This window comes from Arcanobacterium phocisimile (genome assembly GCF_016904675.1).
GTDB classification, from domain to species: Bacteria; Actinomycetota; Actinomycetes; order Actinomycetales; family Actinomycetaceae; genus Arcanobacterium; species Arcanobacterium phocisimile.
Genome location: NZ_CP070228.1, coordinates 1,061,354 through 1,087,981, shown reverse-complemented (window position 1 = coordinate 1,087,981; position 26,628 = coordinate 1,061,354). Strand labels below are relative to the sequence as shown.

General features: G+C 52.2%; 22 protein-coding genes and 3 rRNA genes. 24 read left to right on the top strand and 1 reads right to left on the bottom strand.

Going from position 1 to position 26,628, the window contains the following annotated elements:
• The first annotated feature begins 7 nt into the window (after positions 1-7).
• The 22 genes from JTE88_RS04860 (at position 8) to JTE88_RS04755 (ending at position 23,302) form a co-directional block, all read left to right on the top strand.
• A 16S ribosomal RNA gene (locus JTE88_RS04860) occupies positions 8-1,533 on the top strand.
• Positions 1,534-1,795: 262 nt separating this feature from the next.
• A 23S ribosomal RNA gene (locus JTE88_RS04855) occupies positions 1,796-4,888 on the top strand.
• A gap of 101 nt (positions 4,889-4,989) precedes the next feature.
• A 5S ribosomal RNA gene (rrf, locus tag JTE88_RS04850) occupies positions 4,990-5,107 on the top strand.
• Together the 16S, 23S and 5S rRNA genes form the textbook arrangement of a ribosomal RNA operon.
• A 234-nt stretch (positions 5,108-5,341) precedes the next feature.
• Positions 5,342-6,670 (top strand): tetratricopeptide repeat protein, encoded by a 1,329-nt coding sequence (locus tag JTE88_RS04845; RefSeq protein WP_204423098.1) that lies wholly within the window; start codon positions 5,342-5,344, stop codon positions 6,668-6,670.
• Complete coding sequence (locus JTE88_RS04840) at positions 6,663-7,673, top strand: HAD-IIA family hydrolase (protein ID WP_204423096.1); 1,011 nt, start codon at positions 6,663-6,665, stop codon at positions 7,671-7,673. Before JTE88_RS04845 ends, JTE88_RS04840 begins: the two co-directional genes overlap by 8 nt.
• Before the next feature lie 9 nt (positions 7,674-7,682).
• A complete protein-coding gene (locus JTE88_RS04835) occupies positions 7,683-7,853 on the top strand; it encodes a hypothetical protein (protein ID WP_204423088.1) in 171 nt (56 codons plus the stop codon).
• Between the two features lie 8 nt (positions 7,854-7,861).
• Positions 7,862-8,701, top strand: coding sequence for a TlyA family RNA methyltransferase (locus JTE88_RS04830; RefSeq protein ID WP_204423086.1), 840 nt, complete (start codon positions 7,862-7,864; stop codon positions 8,699-8,701).
• Between the two features lie 73 nt (positions 8,702-8,774).
• Positions 8,775-9,710 carry an NAD kinase gene (locus JTE88_RS04825; RefSeq protein WP_204423084.1) on the top strand — a complete coding sequence of 312 codons (936 nt, stop codon included), beginning with the start codon at positions 8,775-8,777 and terminating at the stop codon, positions 9,708-9,710.
• A complete protein-coding gene (gene recN, locus JTE88_RS04820; RefSeq protein WP_204423083.1) occupies positions 9,703-11,397 on the top strand; it encodes a DNA repair protein RecN in 1,695 nt (564 codons plus the stop codon). Before JTE88_RS04825 ends, recN begins: the two co-directional genes overlap by 8 nt.
• A 7-nt stretch (positions 11,398-11,404) precedes the next feature.
• Entirely contained in the window at positions 11,405-12,583 is a 1,179-nt protein-coding gene (steA, locus tag JTE88_RS04815; RefSeq protein WP_239519482.1) for a putative cytokinetic ring protein SteA, read from the top strand.
• Between the two features lie 9 nt (positions 12,584-12,592).
• Entirely contained in the window at positions 12,593-13,621 is a 1,029-nt protein-coding gene (locus JTE88_RS04810) for a copper transporter (protein ID WP_204423079.1), read from the top strand.
• Positions 13,618-14,433, top strand: a complete 816-nt coding sequence (locus JTE88_RS04805; protein WP_204423077.1) for a beta-carotene 15,15'-monooxygenase — start codon at positions 13,618-13,620, stop codon at positions 14,431-14,433. Before JTE88_RS04810 ends, JTE88_RS04805 begins: the two co-directional genes overlap by 4 nt.
• Positions 14,434-14,459: 26 nt before the next feature.
• Positions 14,460-16,031 carry a murein biosynthesis integral membrane protein MurJ gene (gene murJ, locus JTE88_RS04800; protein WP_204423075.1) on the top strand — a complete coding sequence of 524 codons (1,572 nt, stop codon included), beginning with the start codon at positions 14,460-14,462 and terminating at the stop codon, positions 16,029-16,031.
• A complete protein-coding gene (locus JTE88_RS04795; protein ID WP_204423073.1) occupies positions 16,028-16,645 on the top strand; it encodes an NUDIX domain-containing protein in 618 nt (205 codons plus the stop codon). Before murJ ends, JTE88_RS04795 begins: the two co-directional genes overlap by 4 nt.
• Positions 16,646-16,767: 122 nt before the next feature.
• Entirely contained in the window at positions 16,768-17,499 is a 732-nt protein-coding gene (locus tag JTE88_RS04790) for a helix-turn-helix transcriptional regulator (protein WP_204423071.1), read from the top strand.
• A complete protein-coding gene (gene sufB / locus JTE88_RS04785; protein ID WP_204423069.1) occupies positions 17,496-18,935 on the top strand; it encodes a Fe-S cluster assembly protein SufB in 1,440 nt (479 codons plus the stop codon). Before JTE88_RS04790 ends, sufB begins: the two co-directional genes overlap by 4 nt.
• Positions 18,935-20,065: a Fe-S cluster assembly protein SufD gene (gene sufD, locus JTE88_RS04780; protein ID WP_204423067.1), complete on the top strand. Its 1,131-nt coding sequence runs from the start codon at positions 18,935-18,937 to the stop codon at positions 20,063-20,065. Before sufB ends, sufD begins: the two co-directional genes overlap by 1 nt.
• A complete protein-coding gene (locus JTE88_RS04775; RefSeq protein ID WP_204423065.1) occupies positions 20,058-20,381 on the top strand; it encodes a Rieske (2Fe-2S) protein in 324 nt (107 codons plus the stop codon). Before sufD ends, JTE88_RS04775 begins: the two co-directional genes overlap by 8 nt.
• Positions 20,382-20,418: 37 nt before the next feature.
• Positions 20,419-21,168 carry a Fe-S cluster assembly ATPase SufC gene (gene sufC, locus JTE88_RS04770; RefSeq protein ID WP_204423063.1) on the top strand — a complete coding sequence of 250 codons (750 nt, stop codon included), beginning with the start codon at positions 20,419-20,421 and terminating at the stop codon, positions 21,166-21,168.
• A gap of 3 nt (positions 21,169-21,171) precedes the next feature.
• Complete coding sequence (locus JTE88_RS04765; protein ID WP_204423062.1) at positions 21,172-22,440, top strand: SufS family cysteine desulfurase; 1,269 nt, start codon at positions 21,172-21,174, stop codon at positions 22,438-22,440.
• Between the two features lie 2 nt (positions 22,441-22,442).
• The gene (sufU, locus tag JTE88_RS04760) at positions 22,443-22,904 is read left to right on the top strand and encodes a Fe-S cluster assembly sulfur transfer protein SufU (RefSeq protein ID WP_204423061.1); all 462 of its coding nucleotides are present in this window, start codon (positions 22,443-22,445) and stop codon (positions 22,902-22,904) included.
• A gap of 47 nt (positions 22,905-22,951) precedes the next feature.
• Entirely contained in the window at positions 22,952-23,302 is a 351-nt protein-coding gene (locus tag JTE88_RS04755) for a metal-sulfur cluster assembly factor (RefSeq protein ID WP_420826942.1), read from the top strand.
• A 105-nt stretch (positions 23,303-23,407) separates the two neighbouring features.
• Here JTE88_RS04755 and ypfJ read toward each other — a convergent pair whose 3' ends face one another.
• Positions 23,408-24,301: a KPN_02809 family neutral zinc metallopeptidase gene (ypfJ, locus tag JTE88_RS04750; RefSeq protein WP_204423058.1), complete on the bottom strand. Its 894-nt coding sequence runs from the start codon at positions 24,299-24,301 to the stop codon at positions 23,408-23,410.
• A 115-nt stretch (positions 24,302-24,416) separates the two neighbouring features.
• On the opposite strand from ypfJ, the gene JTE88_RS04745 reads away from it, so the two are divergent.
• The gene (locus tag JTE88_RS04745) at positions 24,417-26,030 is read left to right on the top strand and encodes an ABC-F family ATP-binding cassette domain-containing protein (RefSeq protein ID WP_239519481.1); all 1,614 of its coding nucleotides are present in this window, start codon (positions 24,417-24,419) and stop codon (positions 26,028-26,030) included.
• Between the two features lie 3 nt (positions 26,031-26,033).
• Positions 26,034-26,525 carry a SixA phosphatase family protein gene (locus JTE88_RS04740; protein ID WP_204423056.1) on the top strand — a complete coding sequence of 164 codons (492 nt, stop codon included), beginning with the start codon at positions 26,034-26,036 and terminating at the stop codon, positions 26,523-26,525.
• Positions 26,526-26,628 lie beyond the last annotated feature (103 nt).

Sequence of the window (26,628 nt, the reverse complement as noted above, 5' to 3'; positions counted from 1 at the left end):
TGGTTTTTGTTTGGAGAGTTTGATCCTGGCTCAGGACGAACGCTGGCGGCGTGCTTAACACATGCAAGTCGAACGATGAAGCTCCAGCTTGCTGGGGTGGATTAGTGGCGAACGGGTGAGTAATACGTGAGTAACCTGCCCCCTTCTTCGGGATAAGCCTTGGAAACGGGGTCTAATACTGGATATTCTGCTCCTGCCGCATGGTGGGTGTTGGAAAGGGTTTCTGGTGGGGGATGGGCTCACGGCCTATCAGCTTGTTGGTGGGGTGATGGCCTACCAAGGCTTCGACGGGTAGCCGGCCTGAGAGGGTGACCGGCCACATTGGGACTGAGATACGGCCCAGACTCCTACGGGAGGCAGCAGTGGGGAATATTGCACAATGGACGCAAGTCTGATGCAGCGACGCCGCGTGGGGGATGAAGGCTTTCGGGTTGTAAACTCCTTTTAACACTGAACAAGGCGAAAGTTGAGGGTAGGTGTTGAATAAGCGCCGGCTAACTACGTGCCAGCAGCCGCGGTAATACGTAGGGCGCGAGCGTTGTCCGGAATTATTGGGCGTAAAGAGCTCGTAGGCGGTTTGTCGCGTCTGCTGTGAAAGACCGGGGCTTAACTCCGGGGCTGCAGTGGGTACGGGCAGACTAGAGTGCGGTAGGGGTAACTGGAATTCCTGGTGTAGCGGTGGAATGCGCAGATATCAGGAGGAACACCGATGGCGAAGGCAGGTTACTGGGCCGTTACTGACGCTGAGGAGCGAAAGCATGGGGAGCGAACAGGATTAGATACCCTGGTAGTCCATGCCGTAAACGTTGGGCACTAGGTGTGGGGCCTATTTCCATGGGTTCTGTACCGTAGCTAACGCATTAAGTGCCCCGCCTGGGGAGTACGGCCGCAAGGCTAAAACTCAAAGGAATTGACGGGGGCCCGCACAAGCGGCGGAGCATGCGGATTAATTCGATGCAACGCGAAGAACCTTACCAAGGCTTGACATGCACCGGAATCATGCAGAGATGTGTGCGTCTTCGGACTGGTGTACAGGTGGTGCATGGTTGTCGTCAGCTCGTGTCGTGAGATGTTGGGTTAAGTCCCGCAACGAGCGCAACCCTTGTCTTGTGTTGCCAGCACTTTTAGGTGGGGACTCACGAGAGACTGCCGGGGTTAACTCGGAGGAAGGTGGGGACGACGTCAAATCATCATGCCCCTTATGTCTTGGGCTTCACGCATGCTACAATGGCTGGTACAGAGGGTTGCGAGCTTGTGAGGGTGAGCGAATCCCTTAAAGCCAGTCTCAGTTCGGATTGGGGTCTGCAACTCGACCCCATGAAGTCGGAGTCGCTAGTAATCGCAGATCAGCAACGCTGCGGTGAATACGTTCCCGGGCCTTGTACACACCGCCCGTCACGTCACGAAAGTTGGTAACACCCGAAGCCCGTGGCCTAACCTTTTTGGGGGGAGCGGTCGAAGGTGGGATTGGCGATTGGGACGAAGTCGTAACAAGGTAGCCGTACCGGAAGGTGCGGCTGGATCACCTCCTTTCTAAGGAGCTACCTTCATGCCCTGTATTTTTCATGTTTGTTTATTTTGGGGTGTGGCTGGCATTGACCTGTTGTGGTTGGTGTTGGTTGTGGTGGTTTTTAGTGGAAAAATCGTTATGGATTGTCTGGCATGCTGTTGGGGTGTGGGGTAATACTCCGTGTACTGCCTGTGCTTTTGGGTGCTCATCGTGTTGGGTGTTCAGGGGTGTGGTGTTGGTGTGGTGGTTGAGAATTGTATAGTGGACGCGAGCATCTTTGGTTTTTTGTAAGTGTTCAAGAGCGTTCGGTGGATGCCTTGGCATACGGAGCCGATGAAGGACGTTGTAGCCTGCGATAAGCCTCGGGGAGTTGGCAAACGAGCTGTGATCCGGGGGTGTCCGAATGGGGGAACCTGGCTAGAGTTATTTCTAGTTACCAGCATCTGAATGTATAGGGTGTTTGGGGGTAACGCGGGGAAGTGAAACATCTTAGTACCCGCAGGAAAAGATATTCTGTGAGTAGTGGCGAGCGAAAGCGGATGAGGCTAAACCATGCGCGTGTGATAGCTGTCGGGCGTTGCGTGTGTGGTGTTGTTGGGGCCATGTTTGATCCCGCCGATGAGGGGTCGGGTAGTGATAAATGCTGGTGTGTAGACGAATCAGTTGGGAAGCTGGACCGTAGACGGTGAGAGTCCGGTAGTTGGAACATGTCAGTCTGCTTTATGTGGTGCCCGAGTAGCACGGGGCCCGTGAAATCCCGTGTGAATCTGCACAGACCACTGTGTAAGCCTAAATACTCCGTGTGACCGATAGTGGATGAGTACCGTGAGGGAATGGTGAAAAGTACCCCGGGAGGGGAGTGAAATAGTACCTGAAACCGGACGCTTACAATCCGTCAGAGCCTCCTTGGTAGGGGTGATGGCGTGCCTTTTGAAGAATGAGCCTGCGAGTTAGTGGCATGTAGCGAGGTTAACCCGTGTGGGGTAGCCGTAGCGAAAGCGAGTTTTAAAAAGCGATTTTTAGTTGCATGTTCTAGACCCGAAGCGGGGTGATCTACCCATGGGCAGGTTGAAGCACGTGTAAGAGCGTGTGGAGGACCGAACCCACTTCAGTTGAAAATGGAGGGGATGACCTGTGGGTAGGGGTGAAAGGCCAATCAAACTCCGTGATAGCTGGTTCTCCCCGAAATGCATTTAGGTGCAGCGTCGTGTGTTTCTTACCGGAGGTAGAGCGACTGGATGGCCGATGGCCCTTATCGGGGTACTGACGTCAGCCAAACTCCGAATGCCGGTAAGTGAGAGCACGGCAGTGAGACTGCGGGGGATAAGCTTCGTAGTCGAGAGGGAAACAGCCCAGACCGCCGGTTAAGGCCCCTAAGCGTGTGCTAAGTGGGAAAGGATGTGGAGTTGCTGTGACAACCAGGAGGTTGGCTTAGAAGCAGCCACCCTTGAAAGAGTGCGTAATAGCTCACTGGTCAAGTGATTCTGCGCCGACAATGTAGCGGGGCTAAGTACACCGCCGAAACCGCGGCAATAAAACTTTTGTTTTGTTGGGTAGGGGAGCGTCGTACGTGAGGTGAAGCAGCACAAGTGATTGGTTGTGGATTTCGTACGAGTGAGAATGCAGGCATGAGTAGCGAATGACGGGTGAGAATCCCGTCCGCCGAATGACTAAGGGTTCCAGGGCCAGGTTCGTCCGCCCTGGGTTAGTCGGGTCCTAAGGCGAGGCCGACAGGCGTAGTCGATGGGCAACCAGTTGATATTCTGGTACCGGCGAAAAACCGTCAATGTTGAATCATGGGATACTAACCATCCAAACCACCATCTTCTTCCTTCGGGTTGGGGTGTGTGGGGAGCGTGGGACCTGATCGTGTAGTAAGCAAGCGTGTTAACAGGGGTGACGCAGAGTGGTAGCTTCGCGTGGCTAATGGCTTGCCACGTTTAACAGCGCAGCCCGTTCCTCAGGCAAATCCGGGGGACATATAAGGGTGAGGCTGGATGATGACCCATTTATGTGGGGAAGTAGAGTGATCCTGTGCTGTCTAGAAAAGCCTCGACGTTAGGTTTTAGCCGCCCGTACCCTAAACCGACACAGGTAGTCGAGTAGAGAATACTAAGGCGAGCGAGTGAATCGTGGTTAAGGAACTCGGCAAAATGCCCCCGTAACTTCGGAAGAAGGGGGGCCTGATCCCTGAAGCCTTTTAACAGGCTAGGGGTGATGGCCGCAGAAACCAGGGAGAAGCGACTGTTTATCAAAAACACAGGTCCGTGCGAACACGTAAGTGGATGTATACGGACTGACGCCTGCCCGGTGCTGGAAGGTTAAGAGGAACGGTTAGAACATGTAAGTGTTCGAAGCTGTGAATTTAAGCCCCAGTAAACGGCGGTGGTAACTATAACCATCCTAAGGTAGCGAAATTCCTTGTCGGGTAAGTTCCGACCTGCACGAATGGCGTAACGACTTCTCCGCTGTCTCAACCGCGAACTCGGTGAAATTGCATTACGAGTAAAGATGCTCGTTACGCGCAGCAGGACGGAAAGACCCCGGGACCTTTACTATAGCTTGGTATTGGTGTTCGGTACGGCTTGTGTAGGATAGGTGGGAGACTATGAGACAGCCACGCCAGTGGTTGTGGAGTCATTGTTGAAATACCACTCTGGTCGTGCTGGATGTCTAACCTTGGACCATGATCTGGTTCAGGGACAGTGCCTGGTGGGTAGTTTAACTGGGGCGGTTGCCTCCTAAATGGTAACGGAGGCGCTCAAAGGTTCCCTCAGCCTGGTTGGCAATCAGGTGTTGAGTGTAAGTGTACAAGGGAGCTTGACTGTGAGACCGACAGGTCGAGCAGGTACGAAAGTAGGAACTAGTGATCCGGCGGTGGCTTGTGGAAGCGCCGTCGCTCAACGGATAAAAGGTACCCCGGGGATAACAGGCTGATCCTGCCCAAGAGTTCATATCGACGGCATGGTTTGGCACCTCGATGTCGGCTCGTCGCATCCTGGGGCTGGAGTAGGTCCCAAGGGTTGGGCTGTTCGCCCATTAAAGCGGCACGCGAGCTGGGTTCAGAACGTCGTGAGACAGTTCGGTCCCTATCCGCTGCGCGCGTAGGAAACTTGAAAAGGGCTGTCCCTAGTACGAGAGGACCGGGACGGACGAACCTCTGGTGTGCCAGTTGTACCGCCAGGTGCATGGCTGGTTGGCTACGTTCGGAAGGGATAACCGCTGAAAGCATCTAAGCGGGAAGCCTGCTTTGAGATAAGGTTTCCATAAACAATTTGTTTTGTAGGCCCCCTATAGACCATGGGGTTGATAGGCCAGACGTGGAAGCATCGTAAGGTGTGGAGCTGACTGGTACTAATGGCCAACCACTTAACAAAAACATTTTTCGAGTATGTTTCGCGTTCACTATACGATTCCCAACCCCCACACAACAATAGCAGTAGATAATTTAATACAGGATTATTGATCCCAAGATTTTTGACGGTGGTCATAGCGGTAGGGAAACGCCCGGCTCCATTCCGAACCCGGATAGCTAAGCCTTCCAGCGCCGATGGTACTGCACCCGAGGGGGTGTGGGAGAGTAGGACACCGCCGTCATTCAAACATCAATAAAGGGGAGGGCTGGTAAGAAACACTGTTTCCTACCAGCCCTCCCCTTAATCGTTAGTTCGACAGTATTTCCGGTCCGATATCCTGGTTCATGCTGATAAGTCAAGATACGGACAAGTCACATGTCGATTTTTATGCGACAAGGCTCGTTCACTGTAGTGTAAGATATTCAGTGGGCACACTTTGTATGTGCATTGTTTTTATAACTTACCTGAGGAATTTATGTCTGATTACCGTAATATTAACGACCGTCGCGCTTCGAGAGCTAATGATTCCTCAGGCTGGCAGTCCTCATCCCGCCCTTTTGCTCGCGATAGTCGTCGTGATGATGACCGGGGTGGTCGTCGTTGGGATAATGATCGTCGTGGTGGGCGTGATGAGCGCCGTGATGATCGTGGACCGCGTCGTTGGGACAATGATCGCCGCGATAGTCGTCGTGATGATGACCGGGGTGGTCGTCGTTGGGATAATGATCGTCGTGGTGGGCGTGATGAGCGCCGTGATGATCGTGGACCGCGTCGTTGGGACAATGATCGCCGCGATAGTCGTCGTGATGATGACCGGGGTGGTCGTCGTTGGGACAACAACCAAGACTCCCATAACGCGGAAGACGTGCGCTCCCAAGAACCGGATTCCCGTCAACTCCTCGATGAGATTCCGGAATCAATCACCTCCCAATCCCTCGACGCAGACGTTCGTCGTCGTCTCCTTGGCCTCACCAAGGAAAATGGTGAACGCGTTGCACGGCACCTCGCATATGCTGGCGAAATGATGGACATCGATCCAGAAGTCGCCTACACTCACGCGCACGCTGCTTACATGCGCGCCGCACGCGTGGACGTCGTGCGTGAAGCACTGGGACTCACCGCATACGTCACCGGCCGTTACGCCGAGGCATTGCGTGAACTGCGCACTTACCGCAGGATGAGCGATGACTACTCCCACGTCCCAATCGAAGCTGATTCCGAGCGAGGCTTAGGTCGTCCAGAAAAAGCACTACGCTTTATCGAAGACATTCCATTAGCCCGACTCGATGCTGAAGCGAAGATCGAGCTTGCTATCGTTACCTCTGGCGCCCGCGCCGAAACCGGCGACATCGAAGGTGGCCTGTCAGTCCTTCAGAGGATTCTCGTTGAGAACCTCGATGACGGCGTTGCTGCTCGCGTCCAGCTCACCAAGGCCGACCGTCTAGAAGAGCTCGGTCGTACTGATGAGGCTGAAGAACTTCGTCAAGAATGGCAAGCTATGCTCGATGATGGTAACGACTTCTCTATGATGGTCGACCTCGACGAAGTACTCGATGATTTGCCAGAAGAAGATCTCGATCTCGATTCTGAATTCGCAGACGAACACGATGATTTCGCTGAGCTTCGCGAAAATGATGAGGATGAGGCCGAAGACTTCGAAGAAGATTTTGCTGATGCCGATTTCGACGATGACGAACTCGACGGCGATTTCGACGACGAGGATCTCGCTGGAGAACCAGCAGCCGACGAAGAATTCGACGGGGCTTTCGAAGAGCTTTTTGGTGTCGAGGATGTCGATGACTGAGTCAACCATTCTTTCACCCTACGATGTCATTCTTTCTGACCTCGACGGTGTAGCGTATCGTGGCGATAGTGCCGCGGTTGGAGCTGTCGAAGGCTACCAATACGCAAAAGATTGTGGTGTGCGCGTTGTCTATATGACCAATAATTCGGCACGCATGCCACAAGACACCGCACAGCACCTCACCGAACTCGGCATTCCTACCGACGGTGACGATGTCGTTACGAGCGCAATCACGGGAGTTATGCTCCTGTCAACGCTCATCCCAGCAGGATCGAAAGTACTTCCGCTTGGTGCCAAGGGTGTTGTTGAAGCGCTGCGGGAGGGCGGTTTTACCCTCGTCGAGTCTGCTGATGACGAACCAGCAGCTGTTTTACATGGCCTGAATCCGGAAGCAACATGGCTACAGCTGTCCGAAGCCGCTTTGGCGATCCAGCGTGGAGCGCAATACGTTGCGACGAATATCGATGCGACACTGCCAAAAGAACGAGGTGAGTATTTGGGTAACGGTTCACTGGTAGCTGCGATATCCCACGCAACAGGCGTGGTACCGCCGTCGTCAGGCAAACCGGAACCGGAGATGTATCAGTTAGCTTTAGAGAAATCTGGTGGAACGCGCCCGTTAGCTATCGGTGATCGTCTCGATACCGATATTTTGGGTGCGAACCGGGCCGGATACGACTCGGCACATGTACTCACTGGTGTCACGTCGATGCGCCAAGTGATGTTGACTGACGTTTCGCAACGCCCGACACATCCGATTTTCGATCTGCGTGACCTAAGTTCCAGCGCGTACCAGCCGGAGTTTTCTGGAGACACTGTTACGGTGGGTGACGCTCGAGTAGCGGTTACAGAAAAGTCTATTCAGATTGAAGGCGAAGCTGTTACGTCCGAGGGCAAAGCACTAACGCTGTACCAATATCAAGCACTGGTTGCGGCAGTGTGGGACCGTGTCGATCGCGGCCACGAGATGTCGTGGATTCCGGAATTTACGCCATCCCTATAGGATCTTGCTATGGAACAGCCCCCAACTCCATCCGCAGTAAATATTCCAAAACCAGCCAAGCCATACGAGCCAGAAGAAGTTCTGAACACTATGGCAGATAAAGACGTATCTCAACAGATCTCGGAACTCGAAGACCTTCACCGGGAATTGACCGCGATGTTGAGTCGAGCTCAAGCATAAGAAGAAGCATGGCGAAACTAATTAGAGTTGATGCAGAACTTGTTCGACGAGGATTAGCCCGGTCACGTACCGAAGCCTCCGAACTGATTCGGGCTGGACGTGTCCTTCTTGATAAGAATGTTGTCAACAAGCCTGCTCGACAAATGGATCCAGCGCAAGCACTCCTTGTGAGCACGCAAGATCGTGACGATTACGCCTCTCGTGGCGCATACAAGTTGCTGGGCGCGTTGGAATATCTCGGGAATAAAGCACCAACTGTTGCCGGCGTGCGCGCGTTAGATGCTGGCGCCTCTACTGGCGGTTTCACTGATGTTTTGCTGCGTAAGGGCGCTGCGTCCGTCGTTGCTGTTGATGTGGGTTACGGCCAGTTAGCGTGGCGGTTGCGTGAAGATCCACGCGTAGAAGTGCATGAACGGACAAATGTCCGCACCCTCGATCCGGAACTGGTCGCTCCGGCTCCTGACCTCGTCGTCGGCGATCTATCTTTTATTTCGTTGACTCTCGTGATTCCGGCGTTGGCTGAATGCGCATCGCCAAGCGCAGATTTCCTACTCATGGTTAAACCACAGTTTGAAATCGGTAAGGATCGGCTTGGCGCCGGGGGAGTTGTGCGTAATCCAGAGCACCATGTGGAGACTGTGTTGAATGTAGCCCAGGCCGGGCGTGAAGCAAGCTTGGGTATCTGTGCTATCGCGCCGTCACCGTTGCCCGGTCCAGCTGGAAACGTGGAATATTTTATTCATATGAAAGCTGGCATGGCAGATATGCTCGGCGATGAGCTAGAGAAGGCCGTACGCGAAGCGGTTGCCAGTGGTCCAGCGGGCGCCGATTTCGCCGCCCGCCAATAATTCTTCCCTGTTCCGCTTTTGCGGTGAGGCACCAACTATACTAAGAGGCAGCAGGATCAACGCAGAGGTAGTTATGACTCGAAAAATTGCTCTCCTATCGCACGATAAGAATCCTGATGTCATTGCGTCCGCACATCAGATAGCTGATGCACTCAATGAGTCGGGAGTTTCAGTGTCGTGGCTTCCAACCGCGCCCAGTACGGTGCGTGAGGTCGGAAGTATCGCCGATGCCGGAAGCATTACTGGAGCTGGAAGTCGCAATAATCAGGACGTATCGTCGTCAGCTGTCAATATTGACGACGTCGAACTTGTTCTGGTCATTGGCGGCGATGGAACAATTTTGCGCGCTGCAGAACTCACCTACGGTACGCAGGTGCCGATTATGGGTATTAACTATGGTCATATGGGTTTCCTGGCAGAAGCAGATCCCGAATCGATGGATCACGTTATTTCTGCAATTGTTAACGGGCAGTGGAGCGTTGATACTCGTATGGCCGTCCAGGTCATTGTTCAAACTCCGGATGGAGAACAGGTTACAAGCTGGGCGTTGAACGAAGCTTCGATTGAAAAAGATCCGTTGTCGCGTATGGTTGAAGCCGATATTGCGATTGACGACGTTCCGCTTTCGGCGTTTAGTTGTGACACAGTTTTAGTTTCGACTCCTACAGGTTCCACCGCATACTCTTTTTCTGCCGGTGGGCCGGTTGTATGGCCTGACGTTGATGCGCTTGTGGTGACACCGGTTGCAGCGCATGCCTTGTTTGCCCGGCCGTTGGTAGTCAGCCCGGATTCGCATGTTTCGGTGCGAATCAATAGCGAAAATGCTCATGTGTGGTGCGATGGTCGCCGGCTTTTCGCGGCACCGGCAGGCACCCGTGTTACTGTCACCCGGGATTCACATCGAGTTCAGTTGGCTCGCTTGAATGAAATGCCATTCACTGGCCGACTTGTCCGTAAGTTTGATTTGCCTACTCAGGGTTGGCGACGTAACGGAGAAAAGAATGATTGAAGAACTGCGCATCACGAATCTAGGCGTTATTGAAAATGCACAGGTTGCTTTCGGGCCTGGTTTGAATTCGTTGACTGGTGAAACTGGTGCGGGTAAAACCATGGCACTGACTTCCCTGGCAATGCTCATGGGACACAAGATTGATTCAGCTAAGGTTCGTACCGGTGCAGACGTTGCGATCGTTGAAGGTACGTTTCTCGTTGCGGTTGATTCCCCTGCGGTAGAGATCGTGCGTAACGCTGGCGGCGATGTCGATATCGACGACGAACACGCAGCCATATATATTAGTCGGCATGTTCCGGCTCAGGGACGGACGCGGGCGTATGTTGGCGGTCATGCGGTCCCATTAGCGGTACTGAAAGAGCTGAGTGAGCATTTGGTGACAGTGCACGGCCAGGCCGATCAACTACGCTTGAAATCTGTGTCTGCTCAGCGTCAAGCCCTGGATTCGTTCGGTGGGCCAGAACTTGCGCAGGCTCTTGACGCCTATCACGTGGCATGGGCGAAATATCAGGAGGCAGAACGAAAATTCGTTGAGTTTCAACATAAGATTTCAGAGGCCAGTACGCAACGTTTGGCATTAGAGGCGTTCATTAAGCGCGTTGACGCTATCGAGCCGCATCTTGGTGAGGAAGATGAGCTGAAGGATCGTGCGTTATTCCTTGAAAACATTGAAGATGTTCGATTGTCGATTACCAGTGCGGTGCATGCGCTCGACGATGATACCAATGGTGCTTTATTGCAGTTGGATGTTGCTGCCAACGAGTTAGCAAAAATATCGGAAAATGATGGCCAGATTCAGGCTATGGTTGCGTTGTTGCGTGACATTAGTTCGCAAGCATCGGATATTTCGAACGATCTTGGAAGCCGGTTGGAGTCTTTAGATGCTGATCCCCATCAGCTCAATATGATTCACGAGCGACGCGCTGAGTTGCGTGCGTTGCAACGCGATTTGGGTTTGAGCATTCCGGAAATCCTCGAACGTCGAGCACGAGCCGATGATCGTTTACAAGAGATCTTAGATCCGCAAGCAACTCTGGACGATATTGAGCGTGAGCTGGAACAGGCTCAACAAGAAGTGCGTCTTTTAGGCAAGAACCTGTTCAAGACTAGGGTAAAGTATGCGCAAAAAATGAGTAAGTCTGTTACCGGCGAACTCGTCGCTTTAGCAATGAAAGACGCCACATTTTCTGTTGAAGTTACGGCAGCTGACAGTCCACATTCGCAGGGCCTCGATGCTGTCGAATTTAAATTATCCCCTCATCGGGGCAGTCCGTTATTATCTCTGGGCAGTACAGCTTCTGGCGGTGAAATGTCCCGTGTCATGTTGGCGCTTGAAGTTGTGATTGCACAAGGGAACACGGCAGCTGAACATACTTTTATTTTCGATGAAGTGGACGCGGGAATCGGCGGGAAAACAGCACTTTCTATTGGTCAACGGCTCTCGCGTTTAGGTACAGGTTTCCAAGTGATTGCAGTGACGCACTTAGCGCAGGTAGCGGCATATTCGGCTCGACACATCACAGTACGGAAAGACCCAGAAGCTGGAGGTGGGACCACCGAAGTAAGGGTTTTAAACGATCAGGAACGTACTGCAGAATTAGCCCGTATGCTTTCTGGACATACAGAATCTGAGGCGGCACTCGCACACGCAGCTGAGCTACTTCTTAGCGTTCATGTGTCATGATAAATGTATGGTATTCAAACGTCATAAGAAAGCGGCGAAGAGCGTTCCTGGCACATATGAAGGCTCTGTGAAGGTAGATTCACGTACGAAGAATCTCACTAAGCGCCTGGCAACGGGTGATATCGCGGTTATTGATCACGAAGATCTCGATCGGGTCTCTGCTGAGGCTCTTGTCGAGTGCAAACCGAGCGCTGTTCTCAACGCTGCTAAATCAACTTCAGGACGTTACCCAAATCTTGGTCCGATTATTCTCAATGAAGCCGGCATTCCGTTAATCGACGATCTCGGGTCTGCGATTATGGATGTTCGTGAGGGGGAGACAGTATCGGTAGACGAAAACGGTGTGGTCACCCATCGCGACGACGTAATAGCTGAAGGTGTTGTGCAAACTGCACAGACAATTCAAGAGGCTCGAGATGCCGCCCGTGCAGGCATGCCAACGCAACTTAAGGCGTTTGCGACAAATACCATGGAGTACGTCGAGCGGGAGCAGGACTTAATTCTTGATGGCATCGGTATGCCAGATGTTCGAACCGTATTTACGTCTCGCCACGCGTTGATTGTTGTGCGGGGCTATCGGTATAAGGAAGACCTGCAGGCGTTACGCACCTATATCCGTGAGTACCGACCGGTTCTTATCGGTGTTGATGGCGGAGCAGATGCCTTAATAGAAGCCGGCTATAAACCAGACATGATTGTTGGCGATATGGATTCCGTCTCCGATGAAGCATTAAAATCCGGAGCAGAGGTAGTTGTCCATGCGTATAGAGATGGCCGCGCCCCAGGACGTAAGCGTGTCGAAGATTTAGGAATCGAACATGTGGTATTCCCTGCTACTGGGACATCCGAGGACATTGCGATGCTCCTAGCCGACGCCAAGGGCGCTGATCTGATAGTAGCCTTAGGTACTCATTCCACACTGATCGAGTACTTAGACAAAGGACGCCGGGGAATGGCCTCTACCTTTTTAACTCGCTTACAAGTGGGTTCTAAGCTTATCGATGCAAAGGGCGTTAGCCAGTTATATCGTTCACGGATATCGAATTGGCAGGTTGCCTTTCTTCTCATCGCAGGTCTTTTGGTTATCAGCGCGTCGCTAGCTGTGACAGATGCCGGTCAGATCTTATTTGGTTTAGTTAAAGTCTGGTTCTCAGATACTATTTTCTGGTTGAAGAATCTTTTTTAGGGTGGAGATATGATTGACTTCCGTTATCACCTTGTTTCATTAGGTGCCGTTTTCATTGCACTGGCTGTGGGCATCATCCTCGGTGCTGGGCCGTTGCAAAACTCCATTGGTAATGTGCTGAGCTCTCAGGTTCAAGCCTTGTCAGAGGCCAACTCGCAGTTAAAAGGGGACGCGAGCAAATACAAATCGACGATTGCGCAGCACGAGGCAGCATGGAGTGATTTGGCTCCCGAGTTAGTTCAAGGAACTCTCACTGACCGATCAATTGCACTCGTCTCACTTCCTGGCGTTTCTAACGATGAAATTACCGCTGTTTCAGAACGCCTGACTGAAGCTGGCGCGTCAATTAATATGCAGGTGACGCTCAATAGTTCTTGGACCGCAGCTGACCAGACTGCGTACAGAACTACTTTTGCCTCACAACTTGCTACCTATATTGATGGTGCAAGTGAGGAGATGGATGCCAATACTCTTATGACGGACGCGTTGTACCAGCTCACGGTGAATGGAATGGCCTATAGCCAAAATGCAACGTTACGTGACATCCTCAGCGGATCGGACCAGCCGATGATGACTATTATCAATGCAACTGACGCACCGGCCCAAGCAGTCGTGATTTTGTCTCCCGATACTGATCAAGATGATATTGACACTCGGGCTACTAAAGACCCCGAAGTCCAGGCCCAGGCGACATATGATGCACAAACCTATGCCGCTCTTGCAGCTCGTATGGCAGGAAAAGTACCTACTGTGGTTGTCGGTTCTGCTGATTCACCTGCTGATGCTGCGCGTATCGTACGCGATACTGATGGTACATCGACAGTGGATAATGTTTCCGATTCTCTCGCTGTTGGAACAGTCAACGTTGTGATGGCTGTGGCAAGCGAACTCAATGATATGACTGTACATTTTGGCTTCGATGAGGGTGCACAGGCGGCCCTATCGAAGCGCGTAGAGTCTGTTAAGCCAGCTGAAGCTCCTGCAGAACAAGCTCCAGCCCAGCCTGCAGAAGAACCAGCCGAACAGCCAGCCTCATGAAACGATCGTTACTAGCTGGCTTTTCGGCACTTGCTGTATCTGCAGGAGTGGGAGAAGTCGTTAGGCGAATGCCGTTACCGACGTGGGATCGTGACTCGTATACTGGGTCGGTAGTTTCGTTAACCGGTGGACTTCAAGCGGTAGCTGGTGTTCTGGCGGGAACCGCGTTAGCTGAGGACGGCTGGGCCCGTGTTGCTGGTATGAGTGCCACCGTTAGCTCCGCAGCGGCTGGCTATATCGATGACCACATGGAAGAACAGTTTTCTGCCCAAGGTAAAGGTTTCCGCGGTCACTTGGGCGCGCTTAAAAGGGGGCGAGTCACGTCCGGAGTCGCTAAAATTGCGATTATCGGTGCAGGCGCAGCATTCTCCGGGGTTGCACTGGAAAAGCCCCGTCATGTCCGTGGCCTCGTTATTGCTGGACTCGATGCCGCAATGATTGCTGGTAGTGCTAATTTGATTAATTTGCTCGATTTGCGCCCTGGGCGGGCTTTGAAAGTAACAGCTTTAGGAGCGCTACCTGTTGCTTGTCTGTCTCAGCAGTCACGTCCGGCAGCCGTGGCCTTAATTGCTACTTGTCTTGGCACAGTTCGTGATGATCTTGCGGGACGCACGATGCTCGGTGATTTTGGAGCGAACGTACTTGGTGCGCAACTTGGTGTATTGTTGACTCGTTCGAGCTCGACGCCGTTGAAATTTGCGTTATTTTCGGTGATTAGTGGGCTGACAATGGCATCGGAAAAAATATCGTTCTCGGCTGTTATCGATAACAATACCTTTCTTCGAGCCATTGATCAGCTAGGCCGTCACTGAATATCGTTTTCGGTTAGTGGTTCTGGATGAAAAAAGTCTCTTCGGTTCTCGGCGCTGCAGGAATAATTGCTGTGCTCACCTTGGGTGCTCGGATGATGGGATTAGTGCGTAAGCTCGCGCAGTCGTGGGCCATGTCCGACGGTGTTGTTGCAGGCACATACGATACAGCAAATACTGTGCCCAATGTTCTCTTTGAGGTTGCGGCCGGTGGCGCACTAGCAGGTGCGGTCATACCGCTGGTTTCTCGGTTTTTAGCCCGAAATCTTAAACATGAAGCGTCGCAAACAGTTTCTGCGTTGATTACGTGGCTCTTGACAGTTTCCTTACCGATAGTGTTGCTCGTGGTATTGTTCGCTGAGAATATCATCGGTTTTTTACTCTCGTCAGCGATACCGCAACAACTCCAATTGGGAGCATCATTATTGCGCATATTTGCCTGGCAGATTCCATTGTATGGTTTGTCGGTTGTTTTCTCGGGCGTCTTGCAGGCACATAAGAAGTTTGTGTTACCCGCGTTGGCTCCTCTCTTGTCGTCGCTGGTCGTCGTCGTAGTCTTTATTTGGTATGCACTCTCCTTCGGTGCCCAAACTCAGCCCGACGAAATGACTTCACTGGCCATCGCATTGCTCGGGTGGGGTACAACGGTTGGTGTTGTGATCTTTTCTCTTGTCCAGCTTCCTGCGGTTTTACGTAGTGTGAGCATTCGCTTGACATGGAAATTTCCGAATGATGTTGCGCGCGAAACGCTCAAGATGGGGGGCGCTGGTCTAGCGGCACTTTTGGCACAACAATTGGCGATCATCTTTATCATGTATTCGACCAATGCGTTATCTGATTCGGGAACGTTTGCCGCCTTTAATTATGCTTATGCGGTGTTCATGGTGCCTTACGCGGTGTTGGCTGTGCCAATCGCGACAGCCGTTTTTCCGCGTATCTCGGAGGCGCATGAGCTCGGGCAGCAGGGTAAGTTGCGTCAGCTTGTTGGACGTTCGACATACTTGGTTTTGATGATGGGCGCGACTGCTGCAGTCTTGATTGCGGCGTTGTCGGTACCAGCCAAGACGGTTATCGAGCTGGGTAATTCCATTACGGGGCTCGATATTGCCTTACAAACAATGGCTTTCGGCGCAGTGGGATTCTCGCTTTTGTATCACGGGGCGCGGGTGTTGTATGCATTGGGCCGTCCGCGATTAGTCATGATTAGTAATTCCATTGCATGGTTTGCTGTGATCGTTTCTTTATCACTTGCATATTTTGTTGGCGTTGGCGGCCGATATATGACGCTGGAGTGGGTTGGCTTATCGATGTCGATTGGCATGACAGTCGGTGCGATTGTTTTGATTGGGATTTTGCAACGAGTTACCGGCGCATCTATTGTCCGAGATTACCAGCGCCAGCTCGTCTCCGGTTTCATCGTTCTTGCGATCGCAGGTGGCGTCGCATGGTTCGTTGTCCCGTGGTTAGAGGACTATCTTTCCGGAGTGCTCGGTCAGAGTATTGTAGGTGCTTTTGTCGCGGCCGGGGTAGGTGCGTTGATCGTGTTAGGCCCGATGGCGTACATGTTGGGTTCTGATTTTCGGAGGAAGGCGTTCGCATGAAGACGTATCAAACGGTGTTGGGCGAGACTGAGCTGAAAGATGTTTCGGTGTCCGGGCACGTCAAGGTTGTTTCGTCGTCACATAAGTTTCATAGTCCAATTTTCGATATTTACGACGACGAAATTACGTTTGCAGCTGGCGATAGTGCGCGGCGTCAGTATATGACGCATGACGACGCCGTCGCTATTGTCGCAGTCAGGCCTAAAGAGGCGACGTGGGAAGTTTTGCTCATCCATCAATATCGACATGCCTCACGGCTTATGATGTGGGAGGTTCCAGCTGGTCTTTGCGACGTCGCAGGTGAAAATGTTCAGTTTGCGGCTGCACGGGAATTGGCTGAGGAAACTGGATATTCTGCAGCTCAATGGCAGCAGCTGGTACGTTTTCATGCTTCGGCTGGTGTTAGCGATGAGGTAGTGACTATTTTCTTAGCACAAGACGTCACTGTCGCCTCGGACGTCGATTTTGATCGAGTTGAAGAAGAACGTGAGATTACTGCACATTGGGTGGAAATTGACGAGGTCATTGCTGCGATCTATCGGGGCCATCTCACCAGTCCGGCCCTGGTGACAGGCGTTTTAGCTGCCAAGGATATTTTGCTCAGTCGTCAGTAAAAGCGAGCGGCAAGACCTATAGTTTTTGTTCGACTGTGGCGAAAATCCAAACTACCGACTTGCAATAATTGAATTTTGCAACAAAGATGTTGTGTAAAGAGAGATCAATGTGGGAGGTAACTGTGGCAGATACAGAAGATATCAGTACCTGTGATCAAATCCTACGATTGATTGTCGAACGTGGTCCGATTACCGCAGGTGAACTGGCAAAAGTTCTAGTTCTCACGCCCGCTGCAGTGCGCAGACACATTTCTTCGCTAGTTGCGCAGAATAATATTGAGCAGTATGAGAGTAACAATCAAGGTCCGTCGCGCCGTGGTCGTCCTTCTCGACGATACGTCGCAACATCTGCGGGTCAGGAGCTACTTGGGCAAGGTTATGCGGATTTAGCTAATCAGGCCCTCATATTTTTACGTGCCGAGCTCGGAGATGAAGGGGTTGAGGAGTTCGTCCGTGCGCGCACGGATAAACTCGAATCGCGTTATCAATCAATCTTAGAAAATTCAGGAACTTCGACTGCAGAGAAGACTGCAACTCTCGCTCAGGCCCTGTCTAAAGATGGCTTTGTAGCGACATTGCGTCGTGGTGGACCCAACGCGCTTGCTATCCAGTTATGTCAAGGGCATTGCCCCATCCAAGAAGTCGCTCGGGATTTTCCGGAAATGTGTGAAGCAGAAACACAGGCGTTTGCACGTTTACTAGGAGTTCCAATTCAACGGTTATCGACGCTAGCTAACGGTGGCCACGTGTGTACAACGAATATCCATCTAGGTATTCCGCAGAATTTGCGTTCCCGTGCAGGCGCGCAAAGAACAACGTCAGATTTATCTGACGATCGGGAAGGAAATAAATGACCCAAACGGGCACGGGTTCAGCTCAGCTGACCCAAGAAGAAACAATCGAGGCTGTCGGCGGAAAGTACCAGTATGGCTGGCATGACACCGATGTTGCTGGTGAGCGCGCGAAGCGTGGCTTGGATGAAGGCATCGTGCGCGATATCTCAGCAAAGAAAAACGAGCCGGAGTGGATGCTGAAAAAGCGCCTGAAGGCTCTGAAACTTTACGAGCGTAGGCCGATGCCAACCTGGGGTGCCGACCTTTCGGGGATTGATTTCGATTCCATTAAATATTATGTGAAGTCCACTGAAGGTCAAGCAAATACGTGGGAAGATCTTCCTGAAGAAATTAAGAATACCTACGATCGGCTTGGTATACCAGAAGCAGAAAAAGCACGCCTCGTTGCGGGCGTCGCTGCGCAGTATGAGTCTGAAGTCGTCTACCACAAGATCCGTGAAGATCTTGAAGAACAAGGCGTCATCTTTCTCGATACTGACACTGGCCTTCGTGAACACCCAGAGATCTTCCAAGAATTCTTCGGCACTGCTGTCCCGTTGGGAGATAACAAATTCGCTTCCCTTAATTCAGCAGTGTGGTCAGGCGGTTCCTTCATCTATGTCCCTAAGGGGGTTCATGTCGAGATCCCACTGCAGGCATATTTCCGTATTAATACCGAAAATATGGGCCAGTTTGAACGCACCCTGATTATCGCTGATGAAGATTCGTATGTGCACTACGTCGAGGGTTGTACTGCCCCTATCTATTCGAGCGATTCTCTCCACTCTGCTGTTGTAGAAATCTTCGTTAAGAAGAACGCTCGCGTTCGCTACACCACGATCCAAAACTGGTCGAACAACGTCTACAACTTGGTTACCAAGCGTGCGATCGTCGAAGAAGGCGGCACCATGGAATGGATCGACGGCAACATTGGCTCCAAGGTCACCATGAAGTATCCGGCTGTCTACTTGACCGGCCCACATGCTCGCGGCGAAACACTGTCGATCGCATTCGCTGGTGCAGGTCAATACCAAGACACCGGCTCGAAGATGGTCCATATGGCACCGCATACCTCCTCATCGATCGTTTCGAAGTCAGTTGCCCGTGGTGGTGGCCGTTCCGCCTACCGCGGCTTGGTCCAGATGAACCCGGAGGCTAAGCACTCGAAGTCGAACGTTTTGTGTGATGCACTTTTGGTTGATTCCATTTCGCGTTCGGATACGTATCCGTATGTTGATGTTCGCGTCGACGACGTCGAAATGGGTCACGAAGCAACCGTGTCGAAGGTTTCTGAAGAGCAGCTGTTCTATTTGATGTCGCGCGGTATTGAAGAAACTGAAGCAATGGCGATGATTGTTCGTGGATTCGTTGAGCCGATCGCTCGTGAGCTACCGATGGAGTACGCACTTGAATTGAATCGCCTTATTGAGCTTCAGATGGAAGGATCGGTTGGCTGATGGCTACTGTTATGAATTCTCGCGCGGATCGCGTACTGTCATTTGATCTCGAAGCTTTCCCGGTCCCGCATGGTCGTGAAGAAGAATGGCGTTTTACTCCGCTAGAGCGCGTGGAGCCACTTTTTGAGATGGCGAGGGCGAACAATGTCGACGTTTCCCTCACCGGTGAAGCTACCTACAAAGTCGCTGGACGTGATGACGCTCGGCTCGGTACCGGTTTCGCACCAGAGGATCGCACTTCTGTGGTGGAATGGAATTCGTTCCGTGACGCCCACATGGTTACGATTCCGCAAGATACCCAGCTCGGTCACGAGGTAACGATCTCTGCTGTCGGCAAGGCGGGTACTGGTGTGACACCGTTGCATGTTTACCTGCATGCTGAGGCGCATTCTGAATCTACCGTTGTCTTGCATCACTCAGGTACTGGACAGGTCAACGAAGGTGTGGAAATCGTCGTCGGCGACGGTGCTCACCTGACGTTCGTTTCCGTTCAACAATGGGATAACGACGCGGTACACACCGCATCGCATCGCATCCGTATGGGCCGTGACGCGAAACTAAAGCATATTGTGGTCTCTCTCGGCGGCGATCTCGTTCGTATCACCTCATCGGTGCAATACACTGCGCCAGGCGCTGACGTGAATATGCTCGGTGCGTACTTCGTCGACGGCGGCCAGCATATTGAAAACCGCTTGCTGGTTGACCACAGCGTCGAAAAGGCTATCTCTAACGTCACCTACAAGGGAGCGTTGCAGGGCGAGGATGCACACTCAGTATGGATCGGTGACGTACTGATTCGCCCCGAAGCCATCGGCACCAGTACTTACGAACTCAACCGCAACCTGTTGCTTACCGAAGGTGCGCGTGCAGATTCGGTACCAAACCTCGAAATCGAGACTGGTGAAATTGAAGGAGCTGGGCACGCTTCAGCTACCGGACGTTTTGACGACGAACAGCTGTTCTATCTGATGTCTCGTGGTATTGGTGAAGAAGAAGCTCGTCGCCTCGTGGTGCGCGGATTCTTCGCTGAGCTCATCCACCAAATTGGTGTGGAGACTGTTGAACAGGATTTGATGGTTGCTATCGAAGATGAGCTTGATCTGACAACGAGCGGTACCCATAATGGCTGAATATCGAGTCTGTTCAACAACTGATGTAGCGGCAGGGTCTGTTGTGGGCTTTGAGCTGCATCTCGCTGAAGATCAAAAACTCGCTGTTGCCATTATTCAATCTGAAAAGGGTAACTGGTTTGCCACGCATAATCAGTGCACTCACGGCCGAGTCAAGCTATCTGATGGCTGGCTCGAAGAAGAGACCATTGAATGTTCTCGTCATGGAGCAGTTTTTGATCTTGCTAGTGGAGACGTGATGTCTTTGCCAGCCACACAAAAGCTGACAACTTATCCGGTGCGCGTAGACGGCGATAACGTCTATATCACCGTCTAGAACCGAATTTTAAACGTTAAAGAGAAGAGAATTACTCGTGTCCACCTTAGAAATTAAGAACTTACACGTATCTGTAGAAACCGCCGAAGGTCCGAAGCAAATTTTGCGTGGAGTTAACCTCACCATTAATTCTGGCGAAATCCATGCGATCATGGGTCCGAACGGTTCTGGCAAGTCCACCTTGTCATACGCTATCGCCGGCCACCCGAAGTACGACATTACCGACGGTGAAATCCTGCTTGATGGTAAGAATATTGTCGAGATGTCTGCTGACGAGCGCGCTCGTGCCGGAGTGTTCCTCGCGATGCAGTACCCGGTTGAAGTTACTGGCGTGACTGTAACCAACTTCTTGCGTGCTGCAAAGACCGCTGTTGATGGCGAAGCTCCGAAGCTCCGTGAGTGGGTGAAGTCGATGAAGCAGGCGATGAGCGACCTCAAGATTGATGACAACTTCTCATCGCGCGACGTCAATGTAGGCTTCTCCGGTGGCGAAAAGAAGCGTGTTGAAATTCTTCAGCTTGAGATGCTTAAGCCAAAGTTTGCTGTGCTCGACGAAACCGATTCTGGTCTCGACGTCGACGCTTTGCGTTTGGTTTCCGAAGGTGTGAACCGGGTTCACGAAAACACCAATAACGGTGTTTTGCTGATCACCCACTACACCCGCATTTTGAACTACATCAAGCCTGATTTCGTGCATGTGTTCGTCGATGGCCGGGTTGCTGAATCCGGTGGTCCGGAGCTGGCTGCTGTTCTGGAAGCTGACGGCTACGAGAAATACGAAGGCTAAAAAGTGACTGGGGCACTTGTTGCTCGCGACGATTTCCCCATCATGAGCCGTGAGGTTCACGATGGGGTACGCCTCGTCTACCTTGATTCTGCTGCTACCGCGCAAAAGCCGGTTCAAGTTATCGATGCCATGCGCGACCACGCGTTGTTACACAATGGTGGCGTGAATCGTGGTTCGCATATGTTGGCTGGTGAATCGACCCATGCTGTAGATGACGCACGCCAGAAGGTCGCCCAATTCGTCGGCGTCGACCCGACTGAGATTTCGTGGACGAAAAATTCCACGGAGTCGCTGAATGCGATCGCGTATACGTTCTTAAACGAAACGTATGAGCATCGTATGTCTGGCACGTCGTCTATGTTCGCGCTTCACGCTGGCGATAACATAGTTGTGACTCGTGCTGAGCATCATGCGAATTTGATTCCCTGGCAACAGCTTGCGCACCGCACCGGAGTGGAGCTACGCTGGCTTGACCTCGATGATGCGGGATGTATTGATCTTTCAACTTCCTGGGTGATTGACGAGCATACGCGGGTGGTTGCTTTCGGTCACGTTTCCAACGTCACCGGTGCGATTGCTCCGGTTGCTGAGCTGGTAGCACGCGCCCGCGAGCATAACGCTTTTGTCGTGCTTGATGCGTGCCAGTCAGTGCCGCATATGCCGGTAGATTTTCATGAGCTCGACGTCGATTTCGCAGTATTTTCGGGGCACAAAATGCTTGGCCCAACGGGTATCGGAGTTCTCTACACTAAGTCTGCGATTGGTGAGCAGATGCCACCATTCTTGACCGGTGGGTCAATGGTGGAGATCGTCACGATGGAAAAGACGACTTTCGCGGCTCCACCAGCACGATTTGAGGCTGGTACTCAGGCAGTTTCTCAGATTGTTGGGTTGGGCCGGGCGGTTGACTACCTGCAAAATATCGGGATGGACAATATTGTTCGCCATGAACAAGAATTGACAACCTATGCTTTGGACAAGCTTAAAGATATCCCAGGGATTCGTATTCTTGGCCCGCAGTTAGCAGACGGCAGGGTAGGAGTCATCACTTTCGCAGTTGATGGGGTGCATCCACACGACGTCGGTCAGCTCCTTGATGCTCGAGGTGTAGCGATCCGAGTTGGACACCATTGCGCGCAACCAATTCACCAACATTTTGGTGTATTCTCATCTTCGCGGGTTTCGTTCGGCCCGTACAATACATCTGAGGATGTCGATGCATTTATCGATGCGTTAGCGGATGTACGTCCTTATTTTGGATTGGAAGGATAACTATGAGCGAACTCGACCAAATGTATCAACAGATTATTCTCGATGCATCGCGCGAGCGCCACGGCGAAGGCCATATTGACGACGCTCAAGGGGAATCTTTCCAAGTGAATACTACCTGCGGCGATCAGACAACAATGCAGGTCCGCCTCTCCCAAGACGGTACTCGACTTGAGAAAGTCGCTTGGGACGGTGATGGTTGCTCGATTTCCCAAGCCTCGCTGTCGATTATGCATGATCTTGTTGAAGGTAAGTCTGTAGCTGAGGTCGATGAATTAGTTGCTGCGTTCCGCGATATGATGGATCAGCGTGGGGAAGAGCTCGACGACGATATGGCAGACTTGCTTGACGATGCTGCCGCGTTCCAGGGCGTCTCAAAGTTTCCCATGCGTATCAAGTGTGCGTTGCTAGGCTGGATGGCGTTGCGTGATGCGACTGATCAAGCTATTGCACGACAGCAAAACTGACCCCACATTTGTTTCATCCCCAATCTTGTTTAATGAAGTAATCCGATATCCACAATGGCTGTGAAGCTGAGGAGAAAAATATGACTGACTCTCACGTCACTATCGAAGAGATTGAAGAAGCTCTTCGAGATGTGATCGATCCAGAACTCGGGATTAATATTGTCGACCTAGGCTTATTATACGGCCTGAGTATCGACGGAGATTCCGTAGTAGCCGATATGACGCTGACATCTGCAGCGTGTCCGTTGACCGATGTTATTGAAGAGCAGGCCGCGGTGGCGGTAGCAAACCTCGTATCTGAGTTTCGGATTAACTGGGTATGGTTGCCGCCGTGGGGTCCAGACCGGATCACCGAAGATGGCCGTGACCAGCTACGCGCACTAGGCTTCAATGTCTGATGTTTGCGGCGCTACGCGCTATTAAAGCTCAAAGTGAGGGGCGCCACGTCGATACGTGGCGCCCTCACTACATGTCTAACAGCGAGTTGTCGGCATACTTGCGTGTTATGGTTGGCCAACATCCCAGGTGTTACAGGCAGTGTAGCTTCCCTTGTCAATTCCGCGTTTGAGCCAGTTGAAGCGTTGGGCTGACGAACCGTGGGAGAAACTATCTGGGTGGGCGTTGTGCCCGCTGATTTCTGCAAGGTGATCATCGCCAACGGATTGGGCAGCTAAGAGCGCATCGCGCAGCTGTTCGTCGGTTGGCGTTTTCATGAACGGAACTCCAGTTTGTGGATCGATCGTGGTCGAAGCATGGTGAATCCACGCTCCAGCGAGACAGTCGGCTTGGAGTTCAGAGCGTACCAAAGACGATTGTGGACCAGAGGACTGGTGATGAATCTTGGCGAGGTCACCTGTCTGCAGTTGAATATGGTGTCCCCATTCGTGGGCCAGAATATAGAGTTGGGCGAGGGGCGCATTGCGTGCTCCGAAACGCTCGAGCTGATCGAAGAAGGATACGTCAATATAGATCGAGTCATCACCAGGGCAGAAGAATGGTCCTTGTTGGGAGGATGCATCGCCGCACGCGGTGCTCACTGCTCCCGAGAACAACACAAAACCTGGTGTCTTGTGTGCAATTCCGGTATCGGCAGGCAGCTGATCGTTCCACATGTGATTCAACGAATTTTGCCCGGCAACCATTCGGCATTCGACCTTCGTGTTTGCATCTTGCCCAGCTTGGCATTCTTCAGCTAATGAAGTCTGAGAGGTTGAACTGGGTGCTTGCTGAGTTTGGGCCCCAGTGAGAGCATCAATGGGCGGAAGTTGCCCGGTGAACAGGAAGTAGATCAACACTCCAGCGAGTCCGATTCCGCTGATACCACCGGCGGCAAGCTTTCCACCGGAACGCCGCTGAGTACCGGACGTATCGAGGTGAATATTGTCATTGAAACTCATAAGTGTCCCTTAATTGAGTTGCCTTGTTACACGCAGAGTATATCGGTTTGGCGTTGTGTTAAGCTACACGGTTAGGAATCGGGGCTTAGCGGTAGTGGGCAGGTAAACTAGGTACGTGATTCATACTCAAGAGCTATCAATGAATATCGGCACCCGTTCTCTGGTAACCGATGCTACGCTACACGTCGATAAGGGTTCAGCTATCGGCCTGGTCGGGCGTAATGGCGCCGGGAAGACGACGCTTCTTCGCCTGCTTGCCGGTGAGGGAACGACGTCGGAAGTGGTCGAATACGGCGGCTTGATTAGCCGTAAGGGCTCTATTGGTTATCTTGCGCAAGATCCGCGTATTGGTGATCCGACGCAGATGGCGCGTGATCGTATTCTTTCAGTTCGTGGCATTGAACGAATGTTGCGTTCGATCCAACGCGCTGAGCACGATATGTCCACGCTTACTGGTCCAAAGCAAGAAAAAGCGATGGAGAAGTATGTTCGGCTGGATATGGAGTTTACGGCTGCTGGTGGCTACGCGGCCAAATCGGAGGCATCCCAAATTGCGGCTTCGCTCGGCCTCGATGAACAAGTACTCGATCAAGAATTGCAGACACTTTCTGGCGGTCAGCGACGACGAGTTGAACTGGCCCGTGTACTTTTCTCAGGTGCCGAAACGCTCTTGCTGGACGAACCGACCAACCACTTGGATCACGATTCTATTTTATGGCTACGTGACTGGCTGAAATCATATTCGGGTGGATATATTGTTATCTCCCACTCGGTTGAACTCCTGCGCGAAACGGTCAACCAGATTTGGTATCTGGATGCGAACCGGTCGGTGATTGATATTTATTCAATGGGCTGGGATGCGTATCTTAAGCAACGCGAATCAGATGAGGCCCGTCGTCGTCGGGAACGCACCAATGCAGAAAAGAAAGCCACAGCACTCACTGCGCAAGCGTTAAAGATGAAGGCGAAGGCAACGAAAGCGGTTGCGGCACACAATATGCTCAAGCGTGCTGAAAAGCTGATGGAGAATGTGGAGCAGGAGCGCGCGGTCGACAAGGTCGCGCATTTGCGGTTCCCGGAACCGGCTCCGTCGGGCAAAACTCCGTTGATGGCTGAGGGGCTGACGAAATCGTATGGCTCTCTTGAGATTTTTGCAGGCCTCGACCTGGCGATTGACCGTGGGTCGCGCGTCGTCGTTCTCGGATACAACGGCGCTGGTAAAACGACGTTGTTGCGGATTCTTGCCGGCGTTGAAGAACCCGATACTGGCAACGTGATTGCTGGTCACGGTCTCAAGCTTGGATACTATGCGCAGGAACATGAAACGATTGATACGAAGAAATCAGTTGTTGAGAATCTCAGGTATGTTGCTCCCCAGCTTGACGATACCGGCGTGCGTTCCGTCCTAGGCTCGTTCCTGTTTTCTGGTGACGACGCCGATAAGCCAGCCGGTGTTTTGTCTGGAGGCGAGAAGACCCGCTTGGCGTTGGCGATGCTGGTGGTCTCGGCAGCCAACGTGCTACTTTTGGACGAACCGACGAACAACTTAGATCCGGCGTCGCGCCAAGAAATCCTCAACGCGTTGCGCAAGTATGAGGGCGCAGTCATTCTTGTTACCCACGATGAAGGCGCAGTCGAAGCATTAGACCCTGAGCGAGTTTTGTTGCTTCCAGACGGCGACGAAGATCTGTGGTCCGATGACTATTTCGACCTCATCACGTTGGCGTAGCTTATGAAAAACTTGATTGTGATGCGACATGCGGAAGCGGCGTTCGGCTATGCCGATCATGACCGTCCGTTGACCGACTATGGCCAAAGTCAGGCTCGAGTCATGGGGAGCATGTTGGCACAACGCTTCCCAGTCATCGACTATGTGTGGGTATCGGATGCGCTACGCACGCGCCAGACGCTCGCTGGTCTTGAAGTTGGCGGAGCTCGGTTTGGGCAGGTGCAGGTGAGTCCAGATTTATACGACGGTAGTCATCTCGATCTTGTGCACTGTGTGCACGGTTCACCGCCTGAGTGTGCGGCCGTTTTGATCGTTGCACACGAACCTGGTGTTAGTTCGGTTGTGAGCTATCTGGGAGATACCTCAACACCAGTTACCCGTACGCTAATGCGCGGCTTTAGCCCAGCCACGGTCGGAATTGCGCAGATGGATTTCCCGTGGGGAGCAGTTGAGATGGGAATGTTGCCAGTGTGGGAAAAACTATCCACCGAATAGGCTTACACGAATTCAACGTCACAACCAATAGGTAAAGCTCTGGGGTGGTTTTGCATATTGCTATATGCAACCACCCCAGTAGTTCATTCTTGCAGATAGAGTT